Annotated in this window: 15 protein-coding genes; all 15 read right to left on the reverse strand. The window is 62.3% G+C overall.

What is annotated here, in order from left to right; genetic code table 11:
* Positions 1–32: 32 nt before the first annotated feature.
* The 15 genes from carB to pyrH all read right to left on the reverse strand — a co-directional run bounded on the left by carB (position 33) and on the right by pyrH (position 17,359).
* Positions 33–3,302: a carbamoyl-phosphate synthase large subunit gene (carB, locus tag AC2EBU_RS03900; protein ID WP_484609064.1), complete on the reverse strand. Its 3,270-nt coding sequence runs from the start codon at positions 3,300–3,302 to the stop codon at positions 33–35.
* Positions 3,295–4,476 (reverse strand): glutamine-hydrolyzing carbamoyl-phosphate synthase small subunit, encoded by a 1,182-nt coding sequence (carA, locus tag AC2EBU_RS03905; protein WP_484609065.1) that lies wholly within the window; start codon positions 4,474–4,476, stop codon positions 3,295–3,297. The genes carB and carA overlap by 8 nt, the downstream gene beginning before the upstream one ends.
* A 227-nt stretch (positions 4,477–4,703) precedes the next feature.
* Positions 4,704–5,483, reverse strand: coding sequence for a TrmH family RNA methyltransferase (locus AC2EBU_RS03910; protein WP_484609066.1), 780 nt, complete (start codon positions 5,481–5,483; stop codon positions 4,704–4,706).
* The gene (gene rnhB / locus AC2EBU_RS03915; protein WP_484609067.1) at positions 5,480–6,097 is read right to left on the reverse strand and encodes a ribonuclease HII; all 618 of its coding nucleotides are present in this window, start codon (positions 6,095–6,097) and stop codon (positions 5,480–5,482) included. Before rnhB ends, AC2EBU_RS03910 begins: the two co-directional genes overlap by 4 nt.
* A complete protein-coding gene (gene lpxB / locus AC2EBU_RS03920; RefSeq protein ID WP_484609068.1) occupies positions 6,069–7,229 on the reverse strand; it encodes a lipid-A-disaccharide synthase in 1,161 nt (386 codons plus the stop codon). The genes rnhB and lpxB overlap by 29 nt, the downstream gene beginning before the upstream one ends.
* A 4-nt stretch (positions 7,230–7,233) precedes the next feature.
* Positions 7,234–8,028 (reverse strand): acyl-ACP--UDP-N-acetylglucosamine O-acyltransferase, encoded by a 795-nt coding sequence (gene lpxA, locus AC2EBU_RS03925; RefSeq protein WP_484609069.1) that lies wholly within the window; start codon positions 8,026–8,028, stop codon positions 7,234–7,236.
* Positions 8,029–8,042: 14 nt separating this feature from the next.
* Positions 8,043–8,480 carry a 3-hydroxyacyl-ACP dehydratase FabZ gene (fabZ, locus tag AC2EBU_RS03930; RefSeq protein WP_484609070.1) on the reverse strand — a complete coding sequence of 146 codons (438 nt, stop codon included), beginning with the start codon at positions 8,478–8,480 and terminating at the stop codon, positions 8,043–8,045.
* Positions 8,481–8,522: 42 nt separating this feature from the next.
* Positions 8,523–9,500, reverse strand: a complete 978-nt coding sequence (gene lpxD, locus AC2EBU_RS03935) for a UDP-3-O-(3-hydroxymyristoyl)glucosamine N-acyltransferase (protein WP_484609071.1) — start codon at positions 9,498–9,500, stop codon at positions 8,523–8,525.
* A gap of 19 nt (positions 9,501–9,519) precedes the next feature.
* Entirely contained in the window at positions 9,520–10,050 is a 531-nt protein-coding gene (locus AC2EBU_RS03940) for an OmpH/Skp family outer membrane protein (protein ID WP_484609072.1), read from the reverse strand.
* A complete protein-coding gene (gene bamA / locus AC2EBU_RS03945; RefSeq protein ID WP_484609073.1) occupies positions 10,050–12,347 on the reverse strand; it encodes an outer membrane protein assembly factor BamA in 2,298 nt (765 codons plus the stop codon). Before bamA ends, AC2EBU_RS03940 begins: the two co-directional genes overlap by 1 nt.
* Positions 12,348–12,398: 51 nt before the next feature.
* Positions 12,399–13,760 (reverse strand): RIP metalloprotease RseP, encoded by a 1,362-nt coding sequence (rseP, locus tag AC2EBU_RS03950; RefSeq protein ID WP_484609074.1) that lies wholly within the window; start codon positions 13,758–13,760, stop codon positions 12,399–12,401.
* A gap of 67 nt (positions 13,761–13,827) precedes the next feature.
* The gene (ispC, locus tag AC2EBU_RS03955; RefSeq protein ID WP_484609075.1) at positions 13,828–15,018 is read right to left on the reverse strand and encodes a 1-deoxy-D-xylulose-5-phosphate reductoisomerase; all 1,191 of its coding nucleotides are present in this window, start codon (positions 15,016–15,018) and stop codon (positions 13,828–13,830) included.
* Positions 15,015–15,869 (reverse strand): phosphatidate cytidylyltransferase, encoded by an 855-nt coding sequence (locus AC2EBU_RS03960; protein WP_484610111.1) that lies wholly within the window; start codon positions 15,867–15,869, stop codon positions 15,015–15,017. Before AC2EBU_RS03960 ends, ispC begins: the two co-directional genes overlap by 4 nt.
* Before the next feature lie 170 nt (positions 15,870–16,039).
* Positions 16,040–16,603: a ribosome recycling factor gene (gene frr / locus AC2EBU_RS03965; protein ID WP_484609076.1), complete on the reverse strand. Its 564-nt coding sequence runs from the start codon at positions 16,601–16,603 to the stop codon at positions 16,040–16,042.
* 33 nt (positions 16,604–16,636) lie between these two features.
* Entirely contained in the window at positions 16,637–17,359 is a 723-nt protein-coding gene (gene pyrH / locus AC2EBU_RS03970; protein ID WP_484609077.1) for a UMP kinase, read from the reverse strand.
* Between the last annotated feature and the right edge of the window lie 11 nt (positions 17,360–17,370).

Genomic DNA, 17,370 nt, shown 5'->3' on the forward strand with positions numbered 1-17,370 from the left:
TTCATGGGGGCGGATTATGCCGCGACTGGGGCTCAGGCGGCCAGTTGGGCGTGCATGTCCTGCACGGAAATCACGTCGAGCTGGTCCACGTACTTCATGCCCTCCACCGCGGCTTCGGCGCCGGCGATGGTGGTGAAGGTGGTCACCCGGGCCAGCAGGGCCGAGGTGCGGATCTGGCGCGAGTCGGCGATGGCATTGCGGCGCTCTTCCACGGTGTTGATGACCAGCACGATTTCGTTGTTCTTGATCATGTCCACAATGTGCGGGCGGCCTTCGGTGACCTTGTTGACCACCTTGACCGGCACACCGGCCGCGGCAATGGCGGCGGCGGTGCCGCGGGTGGCCACCAGATCGAAACCCAGCGCCACCAGCTGGCGGGCCACCTCGACGGCGCGGCTCTTGTCGCCGTTCTTGACCGTCAGGAACACTTTGCCCGTGGGCGTGCCGTCGGCCTTGAAGGGGCGCGGCAGCTTGGTGCCGGCGCCGATCTGGCTCTTGACGAAGGCTTCGCCGAAGGTCTTGCCCACGCCCATGACTTCGCCGGTGGATTTCATCTCGGGGCCGAGGATGGTGTCCACACCCGGGAACTTGACGAAGGGGAACACCGCTTCCTTGACGCTGAAATACGGCGGGGTAACTTCCTGCGTGATCCCCTGCTCGGCCAGCGTCTGGCCGGCCATGCAGCGCGCCGCGACCTTGGCCAGCTGGATGCCGGTGGCTTTGGACACATAAGGCACGGTGCGGCTGGCGCGGGGGTTGACTTCCAGCACGTAGATGACGTCCTGGCCGTCGATCTGCTGGATGGCGAACTGCACGTTCATCAGGCCCACCACGTTCAACGCGCCGGCCATGGCGGCGGACTGGCGCTTGAGCTCGGCCACGGTGTCGGCGCTCAGGCTGTAGGGCGGCAGCGAGCAGGCGGAGTCGCCGCTGTGCACGCCGGCCTGCTCGATGTGTTCCATGACACCGCCGATGAAGGTGCGGCCGGAGGGGTCGCGCAGGCAGTCCACATCGCATTCGATGGCGTCGTTGAGGAAGCGGTCCAGCAGCACCGGGCTGTCGTTGCTGACCTTGACGGCCTCGCGCATGTAGCGCTCCAGGTCACGCTGTTCGTGCACGATTTCCATCGCACGACCACCGAGCACGTAGCTGGGGCGCACCACCAGCGGGTAACCCAGCGCGGCGGCTTTCTCCAGCGCCTCGGCCTCGGTGCGGGCGGTGGCGTTGGGCGGCTGGCGCAGGCCCAGGTCGTGCAGCAGCTTCTGGAAGCGTTCGCGGTCTTCGGCGGCGTCAATCATGTCCGGGCTGGTGCCGATGATGGGCACGCCATTGGCCTCCAGGCCCAGCGCGAGCTTGAGCGGCGTCTGGCCGCCGTACTGCACGATCACGCCCGCCGGCTTTTCCTTGTCGACGATTTCGAGCACGTCTTCCAGCGTCAGCGGCTCGAAATACAGGCGGTCAGAGGTGTCGTAATCGGTGGAGACGGTTTCGGGGTTGCAGTTGACCATGATGGTCTCGTAGCCGTCTTCGCGCATGGCCAGCGCGGCGTGCACACAGCAGTAGTCGAACTCGATGCCCTGGCCGATGCGGTTGGGACCGCCGCCCAGCACCATGATCTTCTTCTTGTCGGTCGGCTCGGCCTCGCACTCGTCCTCATAGGTGGAGTACAGGTAGGCGGTGTCGGTGGCGAATTCGGCCGCGCAGGTGTCCACGCGCTTGTAGACCGGGCGCACGCCCAGGGCGCGCCGGGCGTCGCGCACGGCTTTTTCGGTGGTCTTCAGCAGTTTGGCCAGACGGCGGTCGGAGAAGCCCTTTTTCTTCAGCGTGCGCAGCGTCGTGGCGTCCAGCGCGGCCAGGGCGCCCTCGCCTTGGGCAGCAGCCAACTGGTCGAGTTCGAGTTCGATGCGGACGATTTCTTCAATCTGCACCAGGAACCATTTGTCGATCTTGGTTAGGTCGTGCACCTCGTCGACCGACCAGCCGGCGGCGAAGGCATCGCCCACATACCAGATGCGGTCCGGGCCGGGCTCGCCCAGCTCTTTTTCCAGGATTTCGCGGTCCTGGGTTTTTTCGTTCATGCCGTCCACGCCCACTTCCAGGCCGCGCAGGGCTTTCTGGAAGCTCTCCTGGAAGGTGCGGCCCATGGCCATGACCTCACCCACGCTCTTCATCTGCGTGGTCAGGCGGCTGTCGGCCGCGGGGAACTTTTCAAACGCGAAGCGCGGAATCTTGGTGACCACGTAGTCGATGCTGGGCTCGAAGCTGGCCGGCGTGGCGCCGCCGGTGATTTCGTTGCGCAACTCGTCCAGCGTGTAGCCCACGGCCAGCTTGGCCGCCACCTTGGCAATGGGGAAACCCGTGGCCTTGGAGGCCAGCGCCGAGCTGCGGCTGACCCGCGGGTTCATCTCGATGACGATCATGCGACCGTCCTGGGGGTTGACCGAGAACTGCACGTTGGAGCCGCCGGTGTCCACGCCGATCTCGCGCAGCACCGCCAGGCTGGCGTTGCGCATGATCTGGTATTCCTTGTCGGTCAGGGTCTGCGCCGGGGCGACGGTGATGGAGTCGCCGGTGTGCACGCCCATGGGGTCGAGGTTTTCGATGGAGCAGACGATGATGCAGTTGTCGGCCTTGTCGCGCACCACCTCCATCTCGTACTCTTTCCAGCCGAGCAGTGATTCTTCGATCAGCAGCTCGTTGGTGGGCGAGGCTTCCAGGCCGCGTTTGCAGATGGTTTCGAACTCTTCGGCGTTGTAGGCGATGCCGCCACCGGTGCCACCCAGGGTGAAGCTGGGGCGAATCACGGTCGGGAAACCGACGCGCTTTTGCACCTCCCATGCTTCGGCCATGCTGTGGGCAATGCCCGAGCGGGCCGAGCCCAGGCCGATCTTGGTCATCGCGTCCTTGAACTTCAGGCGGTCTTCGGCCTTGTCGATGGCCTCGGGCGTGGCGCCGATCAGCTCGACGTCGTACTTGGCCAACACGCCATGGCGCCACAGATCGAGCGCGCAGTTCAGCGCGGTCTGGCCACCCATGGTGGGCAGGATCGCGTCCGGGCGCTCGCGGGCGATGATTTTTTCAACCGTCTGCCAGGTGATGGGTTCGATGTAGGTGACATCGGCCGTGGCCGGGTCGGTCATGATCGTCGCAGGGTTGCTGTTGATCAGGATGACCTTGTAGCCCTCCTCGCGTAGCGCCTTGCAGGCCTGGACACCGGAGTAGTCGAACTCGCAGGCCTGGCCGATGATGATCGGGCCGGCGCCGATGATGAGAATGCTTTTGAGGTCGGTGCGCTTAGGCATGGGTCTTCTCCTGGGCGTGCTGCATCAGCGCGGTGAACCGGTCGAACAGGTAGGCGATGTCGTGCGGACCGGGTGAGGCTTCGGGGTGGCCCTGGAAGCAGAAGGCCGGCCGGTCGGTGCGGGCCAGGCCCTGCAGCGTGCCGTCGAACAGGCTGACGTGGGTCGCGCGCAGGTTGGCGGGCAGGGTTTTCTCGTCGACCGCGAAGCCGTGGTTCTGGCTGGTGATGCTGACGCGGCCGCTGTCCAGGTCTTTGACCGGGTGGTTGGCGCCATGGTGGCCGAACTTCATCTTGAAGGTCTTGGCCCCGGAGGCCAGCGCCATGATCTGGTGGCCCAGGCAGATGCCGAAGGTGGGGATGCCGGTGTCGATCAGTTCGCGGGCGGCGGTGATGGCGTAGTCGCAGGGCTCGGGGTCGCCGGGGCCGTTGGACAGGAAGATGCCGTCGGGCTGGTGCTTCAGCACCTCGGCCGCGGGCGTCTGCGCTGGCACCACGGTGACTTTGCAGCCGCGCTCGGCCAGCATGCGCAGGATGTTCTTCTTGACGCCGAAGTCGTAGGCGACGACATGATAACGCGGGGCGCTCTGGCTGCCGTAACCGTCGCCGAGTTTCCATTCGGTCTGGGTCCAGTCGTAGGCGGCGGGCGCCGAAACGACCCGGGCCAGGTCCTGCCCGGCCATGCTGGGCGCGGCCTGGGCGGCGGCGATGGCGCGGTCGATGACGGTTTGCGTGACGGCCTCACCGGCGGCCAGGCCGACGATGGCGCCGTTCTGCGCGCCTTTGGTGCGCAACAGACGAGTGAGCTTTCGCGTGTCGATGTTGGCGATGGCGACCGTGTTCTCACGCACCAGATACTGCGACAGCGTTTCGGTGGCGCGGAAGTTGGACGCCAGCAGCGGCAAATCCTTGATGATCAGACCGGCGGCGTGGACCTTGTCGGCTTCGATGTCCTCGGTGTTGACGCCATAGTTGCCGATGTGCGGATACGTGAGCGTCACGATCTGCCGGCAGTAGCTGGGGTCGGTGAGGATTTCCTGGTAGCCGGTGATGGCGGTGTTGAACACCACCTCGCCAACCGTGGTGCCGGTGGCACCGATGGAATTGCCGATAAAGACCGTGCCGTCTGCGAGCGCCAGGATGGCGGGGGGGACATTTCCCTTGAGAGACAAAAGCACTGGGTTCTCCGTTGGTTGCGGGTACGCCCAAACGCGCACAGGAAACAAGTCTCCTGGTGGCTGCTTTTGTGGGATTTTGGCTCGGTTGCGGCTAGGGCGTACGGTGAATTGCTGGAAAGCCTCCCATTATAGCCGGGCAAACCCTGAGCTGACCGGCCGCTGACAGCAATGGCGCATGCCGTTTCGGGGAAATCGGGGGGTTCTTTGCGTGTCCCCGCCGGGGGTGCTCAGCGCATCCCGGCCAGCGCGCTGGCGTGCAGGCAAATGGCGGCGGCGGCGGCGACATTCAGGGACTCTTCGCCCCCCGGCTGGGCGATACGGACCGCCCACTGTGCCCGGGCGGCCAGGGTTTCGCCCACGCCCTGCCCTTCATGGCCCATGACCCAGGCACACGGAAACGGTGGCGGCGACTCATGCAGAAAACGGCCCTGGTGCGAGCTGGTGACCACCAGCGGAACCGCCAACGCGTCCAGCGCCGAAGGATCCGCCGATTCGATCAGGTGCAGGCCGAAATGGGCGCCCATGCCGGCGCGCAGCACTTTGGGCGACCACAGCGCGGCCGTGCCCCGCAACGCAATGACCTGAGCGAATCCGAACGCGGCGGCGCTGCGCAGGATGGAGCCGACATTGCCGGCGTCCTGAACCCGGTCGAGCACCACGGTGGCGGCTTGTGGCAACACGGGGGCCGCCTGCGGCGCGGGCAACACGAAGGCCAGCGGTGCGGGCGACTCCAGCGAGCTGATGGTGGCCCACAAGGCATCGGCTACGACTATATTTTTAGTAGCAAATAAAGACCATTTTTCGCTGGCTATTGACCAAAAAGACTCGGAAAACGCCGCCAGCACCGGTTTTTGGCCCCGCTCGAGCGCGGCGCGGCACAGGTGATCGCCCTCCAGCCAGATGCGGCCCTGTTTGCGGTAGGCCGCGCTGTCCTGCGCCAGCCGGCGCAGCTCCTTGAGCACGGTGTTGTCGCGCGAGCGAATGACGGGGATCTGGGCTTCAGTCATCGCAACAGAGCCGCCACCGGGGCAAAAGATTTGCGGTGCAGCGGCGTCGGCCCCAGTTGCTTCAGCGCACGCAGGTGTTCGGCCGTGCCGTAGCCTTTGTGGCTGGCAAATCCGTAGCCGGGATACCGGGCATCGTGCTCCAGGCACAGGTGGTCACGGTGGACTTTGGCCAGGATCGACGCGGCCGAGATGGCGGGCACACACGCGTCGCCGCCCACCACCGCCTCGGCCCGCATGTCCAGCCGGGGCAGGCGGTTGCCATCCACCAGCACCTTCGCCGGCTTGAGCCGCAGGCCTTGAACCGCACGCTGCATGGCCAGCAGGGTCGCCTGCAGAATGTTGAGCTGGTCGATTTCTTCGACCGAGGCGAGTCCGATACCGGTGCACAGGGCACTGGCGCGAATTTCGTCGGCAAGGCGCTCACGCCGGGCGGCGCTGAGTTTCTTGGAATCGGCCAGGCCGCGAATGGGTCGCTGGTCGTCCAGGATGACCGCCGCCGCGACCACCGGGCCGGAGAGCGGGCCCCGACCGGCTTCGTCCACGCCGGCCAGCAAGCCGGGCGTATCCCAGGGCAAAGCGGCCTGCTCAGCGCGCAAGAATTTTTTCGATCGCATCGGTCGCCAGACGGGCCGTATCGCGCCGCAGTTCGTCATGGAGGGCGGTAAACCGCCGGGATAGCTGCTGGCAACGGGCCGGGTCGTCCAGCCACGCGAGTGTGGCACTGGCCAACGCCTGCGGGGTCGCCTGCTGCTGGAGCAGCTCGGGAACAGCAAAGTCCTGGCAGAGGATATTGGGCAGGCCGACCCAGGGCTGCAGCTTCTTGCGCCGCATGATCTGCCAGGACAGCCAGTTCATGTTGTAGGCAATGACCATGGGCCGCTTGAACAGCGCAGCCTCCAGCGTGGCCGTGCCGCTGGCAATGAGGGTCACGTCACAGGCAGCCAGCGCAGTGTGCGATTGGCCGTCCAGCACGGTGAGCGTGGCTTCGCCCAGGCCGCTGGCGCGCACCGCGGCATCCACCCGTGCGCGCACGGCCGGCACGGCGGGCAACAAGAACCGCAAGGCTGGACGCTGGCGCACCATCTGTGCCGCCGCCTGCAGAAACCGGGGCGCAAGGTAATCGATTTCGGATGCCCGGCTGCCGGGCAGCAAAGCCACCACCGCATCATCCGCGGCAAGGCCCAGCCGCTGACGGGCGCCGGCACGGTCCGGCTCGGCCGCAATGACCGACGCCAGCGGATGGCCGACATAGGTGGCGGCGATGCCATGCCGCTGCAGCAGCGCCGGCTCGAACGGGAACAGGCACAGCACGTGGTCGACACTGCGCCGGATTTTTTGCAGGCGGTCCGCCCGCCAGGCCCATACCGACGGGCAGACGAAATGAATGACCGGGATGCCGGCCCGTTTCAGCGCGGCCTCCAGATCGAGGTTGAAGTCGGGCGCGTCGATGCCGATGAACGCGGTGGGCGGCTTGTCGAGCAGCCGCTGGCGCAATTGGTGGCGGAGGGCAACGATGCCACGGTAATGACGCAGCACCTCCACATAACCGCGCACGGCCAGGCGCTCGGCCGGCCACCAGGCGTCGAATCCGCGGCGTACCATCTGCGGCCCACCGATACCGGCCAGAGCAAGCTGGGGCCATCGGGCCTGAAGCGCGTCGATCAGCAGGCCGGCCAGCAGGTCGCCGGAGGTTTCGCCGGCCACCATCGCCAGGCTCGGCGTGGTCGGGACAGGCCCTGCGGTCATGAGGTCAGCGGACGATGCCGCGCTGCGGCGAGACCTGTTGCAGGAAGCCCAGCATCATGGCCACGTCCGCTTCGGCCTCGGGGTGACTGGTGTGCAGGGTGGCAATGCGTTGTCGGGCCTGCTCCAGGGTCAGGTCGTCACGATAGAGCGCCTTGTGCATCGCCTTCACGGCGGCGATTCGCTCGGCGCTGAAGCCGCGCCGGCGCAGGCCCTCGAAATTCATGGAACGGGCCTGGGCCGGCTGGCCCTGACTCATCACAAAGGGCGGCTGGTCGGCAAAGAGCAGCGAGCACATGGCGGTCATGCCATGGGCGCCGATTCGCACAAACTGGTGGACCACGGTGAAACCGCCAAGGATGACCCAGTCCCCGACTTCGACATGCCCCGCAAGCTGGGCATTGTTGGCAAAAATCGTGTGATTTCCCACGAGGCAATCGTGCGCCAGGTGCACGTAGGCCATGACCCAGTTGTCGTCGCCCAGCCGCGTAACGCCGCCGCCGCCCGGCGAGCCGATATTGAACGTGCAGAACTCGCGGATGGTGTTGCCGTCGCCGATGATGAGCTCACACGGCTCGCCGGCATATTTCTTGTCCTGCGGAATCGCGCCCAGCGAGTTGAACTGGAAGATGCGGTTGTTGCGCCCGATGGTCGTGTGACCTTCGATGACACAGTGCGCGCCGACCGTGGTGCCCGCACCGATGCGCACATGGGGCCCGATGACGGTATACGGCCCGACACGGACCGAAGCATCCAGCTGCGCCGAAGGATCTACCAACGCGGAGGGATGAATGGTGGTCATCGCCGCACCCGCCCTCAGGCCACGGTCCGCATGGTGCACATCAGTTCCGCCTCGGTGGCGACTTCCTCGCCCACCATGGCTTTGGCGCGGAACTTGAAGATGCCGGCCCGAACGCGGTCCAGCTCGACTTCGAGAATCAGCTGGTCGCCCGGTTCCACCGGTCGCTTGAAGCGGGCCCCGTCGATGCCGGCAAAGTAGTAGACCGTCTTGTCGTCCGGGGTGACCCCCTGCATGTCGAAGGCCAGGATCGCTGCGGCCTGCGCAAGGGCCTCCAGCATCAGCACGCCGGGCATCACCGGCCGGTGCGGAAAATGGCCGAGGAACTGGGGCTCATTGATGCTGACGTTCTTGATGGCCCGGATGCGTTTGCCGCGCTCGATCTCCAGGACGCGGTCCACGAGCAAAATGGGATAACGGTGGGGCAGCTTCTTGAGGATCTGGTGGATGTCCATCGCTTGTCTCGAATGTCCGGCAGGTTTTCTGCCGCGGCCGGTTCAACGGCCAGGGGTCTGTTTTTCCAGGGCGCGCAGCCGCTCACGCAGGCTGTGCAGATGCCGCAGCGTTGCGGCATTCTTTTCCCAGTTCGCATTGTCGTCGATGGGAAACATGCCGGTGTAGTGCCCCGGCCGGGTGATGGATCGGGTGACGACGGTGGCCGCGGAAATGTGCACGTGATCGGCCAGGTGCAAATGGCCCAGAACGATGGCGCCGCCACCCAAGGTGCAGTGCGCGCCGATCACGGCGCTTCCGGCGACACCGACACAGCCGGCCATGGCCGTGTGCCGGCCGACCCGCACGTTGTGACCGATCTGGATCAGGTTGTCGAGTTTGACGCCATCTTCCAGCACCGTGTCGGCCAGCGCTCCGCGGTCAATACAGGTGTTGGCACCGATTTCCACGTCGTCCCCGATCTGTACGGAACCCAGTTGCTCGATTTTCTCCCAGGCGCCGTTGTTCGGCGCGAAGCCGAATCCGTCGGCGCCAATGACAACACCGGCATGCACGATGGCGCGGGCGCCGATACGGCAACTCTCGCCCACCGTGACGCGGGAATGCAGCACCGAGTTTTCGCCGACCGACGCAGCGCTCTCGATCACACACAGCGGGCCGATCCAGGCGGACGGATGAACATGGGCAGTGGGGTCGACCACCGCCGTCGGGTGGACCCCCGTGCGACGCGGAGCGCCCGATCGGCGCCGCCACAGTTGCGTCACCCGGGCGAAGTACAGGTAGGGCTCATCGACCACGATACAGGCGCCCCGGGCCTGTGCGACCGCGGCCATGGCCGGCGGAACAATAACGCAGCCGGCCCGTGTTGAGGACAGCTGCGCACCGTAGCGGGGATTGCTCAGGAAACTGATCTGCGAAGGCAGAGCCGATTCCAGCGGCGCAATGCCTTCGATTACCGCGTCGGGGTCGCCCCGCAGTTCGCCGCCGAGAGCGGCAATCAATTCGCCAAGTCGCAATGCCACCCGACCACTGCCCGCGCGCTTACTTGCTCGCGGAGCCATTGGCCCCGGCATTGAGCGCCTTCAGGACCTTTTCCGTGATGTCGTGCTTGGGATTGAAATAGACGGCTTCCTGAAGAATGACGTCGTATTTCTCCGCCTCAGCGACCTGCTTCACCACCCGGTTGGCCCGATCCAGCACGGCCTGCAATTCTTCGTTCTTGCGTGCGTTCAGGTCTTCCTGGAACTCGCGGCGCTTACGCTGGAAATCGCGATCCTGGTCTGCCAGCTGCCGCTGACGGGTATTGCGCTGGCTCTCTGAGAGCGTCGGGGCCTCGCGTTCGTACTTTTCGGAGGCGGTCTTGAGCGTTTCACCGGCGGTGACCAGCTCTTTCTCACGCCGCGAGAATTCCTGTTCCAGCTTGGTCTGCGCGGCCTTGGCCGAATTGGCCTCCCGAAACAGGCGGTCGGTATTGACAAATCCGATCTTGAACTCCTGGGCCTGCACGGAAAAAGCGAGCAGCAAACCCGAGAGGGTCAGACCAAGAAGACGGGAAAGGCGAAGGCGTGTCATCAAAATGAGGTTCCGATCTGGAATTGAAGTTTCTGGATTCTATCCCCGGCAAACTTGCGCACCGGGTTGGCATAGGCAAAACGCAGCGGCCCCAGCGGCGACACCCAGCTGATGCCCACCCCGACGGACGCGCGCAGCTGGTCCGTGGCGAATTTCTCGGATTCGCCAAAGACACTGCCGACATCGGCGAAGGCGAACATCCGCAAGGTGCGGTCGTTTCCGGCGCCGGGGAAAGGCGTGACCAATTCACCGTTGAGGTTGAACTTTTTCGTCCCACCGATGAACGATCCGGTCACATCACGGGGGCCCAAGGTTGCTTGCTCAAAGCCTCGCACCGAACCCAGGCCACCGGAGTAGAAATTCTTGAAAACGGGAAACGGTCTGCCGCCCATTCCCTTGCCCCAGCCGACGTCCGAGTTGAACGCCAGCGTGAACTGCCTGTTCAAGGCGATGTACTGCTGGATTTGGTAACTGGCCTTGACGTAACGGGCGTCACCACCGACGCCCCATTCGGCGTTCAGCCGCTGGTAGCGCCCGTTGTTGGGTGCCAATGCGCTGTCGCGATCGTCACGGGTCCAGCCGATGGTCAGCGGGATGGCGGAACTGTTGTAGCCAAACCGGTCTGCATAGGACAGATACGCGGCCGGTATGTTGGTGCCGACCTTGATGCTGGTGCGCTCGAAGTTGGCCCCGAAATACACGGTGTCGGACTCGCTGAAAGGGACACCGAAGCGGAGACCGGCACCGGTTGTCGTCAGCTGGTAGTTACCCCCCTGCTCCTCGTAGGGCTGGGTATTGCGGTGATAGATATCGATCGTGCGGGAAATGCCGTCAGCCGTGAAATAAGGATCAACGGTGTTGAATACCAGCGCACGGTTGTATTTGCTGGTGTTGACTTCGACACCCAGGTAATTGCCGGACCCGAACGCGTTCTCCTGTTTGAGGTTGAAAGATACAGAGAATTTGTCAGACGAAGAAAAGCCAGCGCCCAGCTGCACGCTGCCGGTGGGCTTTTCGGCGACGTTGAGGCTCAGGTCGACCTGATCGGGAGCACCTGCAACTTCCCCGGTCTCCAGCCCGACCTCGGTAAAGAACCCCAGCCGATCAACTCGGTCGCGCGACAGGCGAATCTTGGCGCCGTCATACCAGGCGCCTTCGAGCTGGCGGAATTCGCGCCGGATGACTTCGTCGCGTGTCCGGTCGTTACCAGTGATGTTGATGCGGCGCACGTAGGCCCGCCGCGAGGGGTCAGCCTGGAGAACCAACGAGACCAGATTATTGGCCCGATCAAGCTCAGGGCGGGCTTCGACGCGCGCGAACGCATAGCCGAAATTGCCGAAATGATCTTGAAACGCCTTCGTGGTCGCGGCGACTGACTCGGCGTTGTAGGGTTCGCCTGGCCGGATGGTCACCAATGATTTGAATTCGTCGGTCTTGTCCAGATAGTTGCCTTCCAGCTTGATTGAAGAGACAACAAACTTGGGACCTTCGGTAATGTTGATCGCAATGGAGATATCTTGCTTGTCGGGCGAAATGGCAACCTGGGTCGAATCAATCTGGAACTCCAGATATCCGCGCGAAAGGTAATAACTGCGCAAGGTCTCCAGATCCGCATTGAGCTTGGCGCGAGAATACCGATCACTCTTGGTATACCAACTGAGCCAGCCACCCGTATCTTGCTCGAAGAGTCCTTTCAGCGTGGACTCAGAAAACGACTTTGCCCCGACGATGCGGATTTCACGAATCTTCGCCGGGCCGCCTTCCGTGATGGAAAAACTGACATTGACCCGGTTTCGTTCGATAGGCGTTACGGTAGTGACCACCTCCGCACCGTACAGGCTGCGGTTGATGTACTGACGCTTGAGTTCCTGCTCGGCCCGATCCGACAAAGCCTTGTCGAACGGACGCCCTTCTGTCAGGCCGATTTCCCGCAAGGACTTCTGGAGTACTTCCTTGTCGAACTCCTTTGACCCTGAAAACTCGATGGAAGCCACGGTGGGCCGCTCTTCAACGATCACTACCAGGACGTCACCATTGGTTTCCAGACGAACATCTTTGAACAATCCAAGCGAGAAGAGTGCGCGGATCGCGGCCGCCCCTTTCTCATCGTTGTACGTCTCGCCAACACGGAAGGGTAACGAGCCAAAGATGGTTCCGGGCTCGACACGCTGCAGGCCTTCGACCCGAATATCACGTACCGTGAAGGGATTCACCGCCCATGCGGAGTGCCCGGCAAGAGCCAGACCGGCAACAAGGCAAACGGTGCGAATGCGGAAACGCTGGATGGACTTTTTCATGCGATGAAGACACTGGGCGTGCCAGGAAAGTAGGTCGGATCGCCGGTGCGTTCAGCCGAACAATCGGGTAAGGTCGTTGAACAACGCGAGGGACATCATGAGAAGCAGTACACCGACGCCGGCCCGCTGAAACCTTTCCAGCCATGGCTCCGATACCGGCCGCCCTGTCAGGAACTCCCAAAGATAATACATCAGGTGCCCTCCATCGAGGACTGGCAAGGGCAGCAGATTCAGTACGCCCAGGCTGACACTGATCAAGGCAAGAAAAACCAGGTACTGGGTCAGGCCCATACTCGCCGACTTGCCGGCATAGTCAGCGATGGTGAGCGGACCACTGAGATTACGCAGAGAGGCTTCCCCGATCAGCATCCGGCCGATCATGCGCACAGTCAGATCGCCGACTTCCCAGGTCTTGGCCACAGCTTTGTGCAGCCCTTCAAAGAAACCACTTCGAACGGTAACCATCGCCGGCGAAGTCCCGACCAGAGCTCCGATTTTTCCCACCATGCGCCCGCCTTCGCTGCGGGAATCAGGTTTGACGACCACCGTGACTTCCCTGCCCTGGCGCTGAACCAGCCAGGGAACAGCCACTCCGTTGTTCGCACGAATCAGGTCTCGAAGATGCTGCGCGTCGACGATGCTTTCGTTTCCCACCTTGAGTATCCGATCAGAGGGCAACAAACCATCCCGCGCGGCAGCCCCCCCGGGCGATACGTCGCCGATCAACGGCTCTGAATAGGGCCGCTGGATCCCAATGCGCCGAAAAAGCTCGGCGTCTGCATCGACACCGGCCAACTCACTCAAAGGCAAGACGACCTGACGTCGGACACCCGACAAACCGTCACCGACTTCCAGCACCACGGAGTGCCCATCAAGCACCGCCCTTGCAAGCAACCACCGTAGCCCCTCGAACGAGGCGATCGGTTCGAGTTCTTCGTTCTCGAATGCTCCACGAAAAACCGTTTCCCCACCAGCCAACGTGGAACGCCCGGCGACGGATTCAGGGGACGGTCGCGAAAGCCGGGCTGCGGGCTCTTCAACTCCCACCCAGTTGACGCCGGCATACAAGGCCACAGCCAGTAGAAGGTTGGCGAGGGGCCCGGCTGCAACAATCGCAAAGCGCGAACGAAGCGGCTGTCGGTTAAAAGCGAATGACTGCGCAGATGCTTCAACAGCGGCTTCCCGCTCGTCGAGCATCCGAACGTAACCCCCTACCGGAAACAGTCCGACTACAAATTCCGTTTGGTGACCGGACGAATCAGGGCGGCCCATCCGCCGAAACAGGGGACGGCCGAAACCCACCGAGAACCTTAGCACCCGCACGCCACAGGCCACCGCAATTCGGTAGTGCCCGTACTCATGCACTGCGATCAACAAGGCGATCGCAACCAGAAACGCGATAATGGTCAGCATGGCGGCCAGCCTTCTAACGCCTCTTCGGGAGCAGAGCTTGCCACGATGCGTTCCTCCGACCGAATGCTCAAGAGTAACTCTGACGCACTATGGTTCGGGCCAGGCTGCGCGCCCGGGCGTCCAACTCCTGGAGATCACCCAGACTACGAGGGGTCGGACATTCCAGTCGCTCAAGCGTTTCCCGATTGACCGCATAAATCTGATCGAAACGGATAGAGCGATCGAGGAATGATTCCACAGCGATCTCGTTGGCCGCGTTCAAGATCGCGCAGGAGCCTTCCTGAGCATCCAATACTTGCCATGCAAGTGCGAGACAGGGAAACCGCTGCCGGTGACCGTGATCTTCGAGCGATTCGAAGGTCAGCGCCTGCAATTCGCGGAAGTTCAACGCGCTGGCACCCGACTCGATTCTTTCCGGCCAGGACAGGCCGTACGCAATGGGTACACGCATATCGGGAGTACCCAACTGGGCGACAACTGACGCATCGCGATACTGGACCATAGAGTGAATGACACTTTGCGGATGAATCACAACGTCCAGTCGAGCGGCCTCCACCCCAAACAGAAAATGGGCTTCAATGACCTCGAGAGCCTTGTTCATCATCGTTGCAGAGTCCACCGAAATCTTGCGTCCCATCACCCAGTTCGGATGCGCGCAGGCTTCTTCCGGCGTCACAGCGTGGAGTGTGGACACGTCCCGGCGCCGGAACGGACCACCGGATGCCGTGAGCACAATCCGCTCGATTCGCCGCTCCCAGGTCTTCGGGTCATCCGGCAAAGACTGAAAGATCGCCGAATGTTCGCTGTCGATCGGCAGCAAAGTTGCCCCGCCGGAATGGACAGCGGCCATAAACACGCTGCCGCCGACAACCAAGGCCTCCTTGTTGGCCAACAACAGCCGCTTACCCGCCCTGGCCGCCGCCAGACAGGGAGCGAGCCCTGCCGCGCCAACGATCGCAGCCATGACCATATCGACCTCGCGGTGGCCGGCAACGTCGCAAATTGCCTCGACGCCCGAGCGAACTTCGATACACAACCCGGCAGCCTTGATTCGCTTTTCCAGTTCACTCGCACCGGCCGCATCCGCCAGGACTGCAATCCGCGGCCGATGGCGAACACACTGCGCAAAAAGCAGATCAATCTGCGTGGCAGCCACCAGTGCAAAAACCTCGAAGCGGTCCGGATGACGAGCGAGAACGTCCAAGGTGTTCGAACCGATAGAACCGGTCGAACCAAGCACAGAGATTTTCTGGATCATGAATTCGTCAGCACGCTGAGCATGAGCGCCAAAGGCAGGGTTGGCAGGATCGCATCGATCCGATCCAAAACTCCGCCATGCCCCGGCAATAACGCGCTGCTGTCCTTTACTTGCGCATTTCGTTTGACAAGTGATTCCACCAGATCTCCCACAACACTCATGGCTGCAAGCAGAATCGTCCCCCCGACGAACCAGGGAATACCGGCCCGATATAACTGCGAAAAGAGGCTGGGGCTGTCCAAAACGAATGTCTGATCAACCCAAACCCATCCGACTCCAAAAAGAAAAACGCAGAGCATTCCGCCCCAGACGCCCTCCCAACTTTTGCCTGGACTGATTGACGGAGCCAGTTTGCCTTTGACAAATCGCCCTCCCAATGCCCGCCCAAAAAAATAGGCCCCGACATCCGCCACCCATACGAGTGCCAGGACTGACAACAAGAAGTTGTGCCCAACAGATCGGGCCTGAGCAACCGCGAGCCATGCCAGCCAAAGGAAAACAACACCGACCAGCCAGCGCAGAGCCGAGGGTATGCGTCCCCAGCCAGCAACGCCCCTGGAAAGAACAACGGAACCGGCAATCACCCAAGCGATGCCACCGGATACCCACAAGAAGCCGACCTCTTTGGAGACCCCGCCCGCACCCCATGTAACACCGCAGAGCGTCAGGCATATCATCGCAGTCAACAAGGAGTTTGACTGACTGAGCTGATTGAGTCGGCCCCACTCCCAAGCTCCTGCCGCCAGGAAAACAAGGATCAGAAAGAGAAAGGGCGTCGGATCGGTATAAAAGAGCGCGGGCAGGAGAAGCGCCAGAAGGATGAGTGCGGTGACTACGCGCTGCCTAAGCATGGGACTGCCAATAAAAAAACTCCGGCCGATAACGGCAGCCTGCAGCTCGCCTGTATGCGCGGTCACTGGCCCCGGACATAGAAGATTGGCCCGCCGGCTCGCGGGTTTCGGCAACAGGGCGTTGCAGATTCACTCGCAGAAAAAGGAAAGGATCCGAACTCTCCACGAAGCTATACGGCCATTATCTCTTGTTCTTTTGCCGCGACCAGTTGATCGACTTCAACAATATGACGGTCGGTCAGTTTCTGGATGTCTGCTTCCGAACGCTTCTGATCATCTTCGGAAGCCAATTTGTCTTTCACCAGCTTTTTGACCGATTCGTTGGCATCGCGCCGGAGATTGCGAATTGCAACCTTGGCATGTTCACCCTCGCCCCGGACGACCTTGGTCATCTCTTTGCGACGCTCCTCGCTCATGGGCGGCATGGGAACACGGATGAGGTCACCCATCGAGGCCGGATTCAGTCCGAGATCGCTTTCCCGAATCGCCTTCTCAATCTTCGCCCCCATACCCTTCTCCCAGGGCTGCACACTGATCGTCCTGGCGTCAAGCAACGAAACATTTGCCACCTGGCTGATAGGAACCATGGAGCCGTAGTAGTCGACATGGACCGTATCAAGAAGCGCTGGATTCGCACGCCCCGTCCGAACTTTGGTCAGGTTGTGCTTGAAAGACTGGATGGACTGATCCATCTTGGTTTCGATCGTTTTTCTGATATCGCCAATGGTCGTCATCGATCAACTCCTCGTCGTTAGTGCGAAGGAAACTCAAACATGAACCAGCGTACCTTCATCTTCTCCCAAGACAACCCGGCGAAGGGCTCCATGCTTGAAGATTGAGAACACCTTGACCGGCAACTTCTGATCCCGACACAGGGCAAATGCCGTCGCGTCCATTATTCCAAGATTCTGGGACATGGCGTCATCGAAACTGATTCGGCTGTACCGTGTCGCCGTGGGATCTTTTTTCGGGTCTGCGGAGTAAACACCATCAACTTTGGTTGCCTTGAGAACCAGTTCAGCCCCGATTTCCGCACCGCGCAATGCTGCCGCAGTATCTGTTGTGAAGAACGGATTGCCTGTACCGGCGGCGAAAACGACTACTTTGCCTTCTTCGAGGTACTGAAGCGCCTTCGGCCGCACGTAGGGTTCAACAACCTGTTCAATTCCGATAGCTGACATCACCCGCGCGGTCAAACCGGCCTTGTTCATGGTATCGGCCAATGCCAATGCATTCATGACCGTCGCCAGCATCCCCATGTAGTCGGCCGTTGCCCGATCCATACCGACCGCGCCACCGGCGACACCCCGGAAGATGTTCCCACCACCAATCACAACGGCGACTTCGACACCCAGGCGCGTAACGTCCGCGATCTCTTCCACCATTCGCACGATCGTCGCCCGATTGATACCGAAGGCATCATCACCCATGAGGGCTTCACCGGAGAGTTTGAGGAGAATCCGTTTGTGCTGGGGGCTTTTGGTCGTCATGTTTCGGTTTA

The organism is Curvibacter sp. T50 (assembly GCF_057219955.1).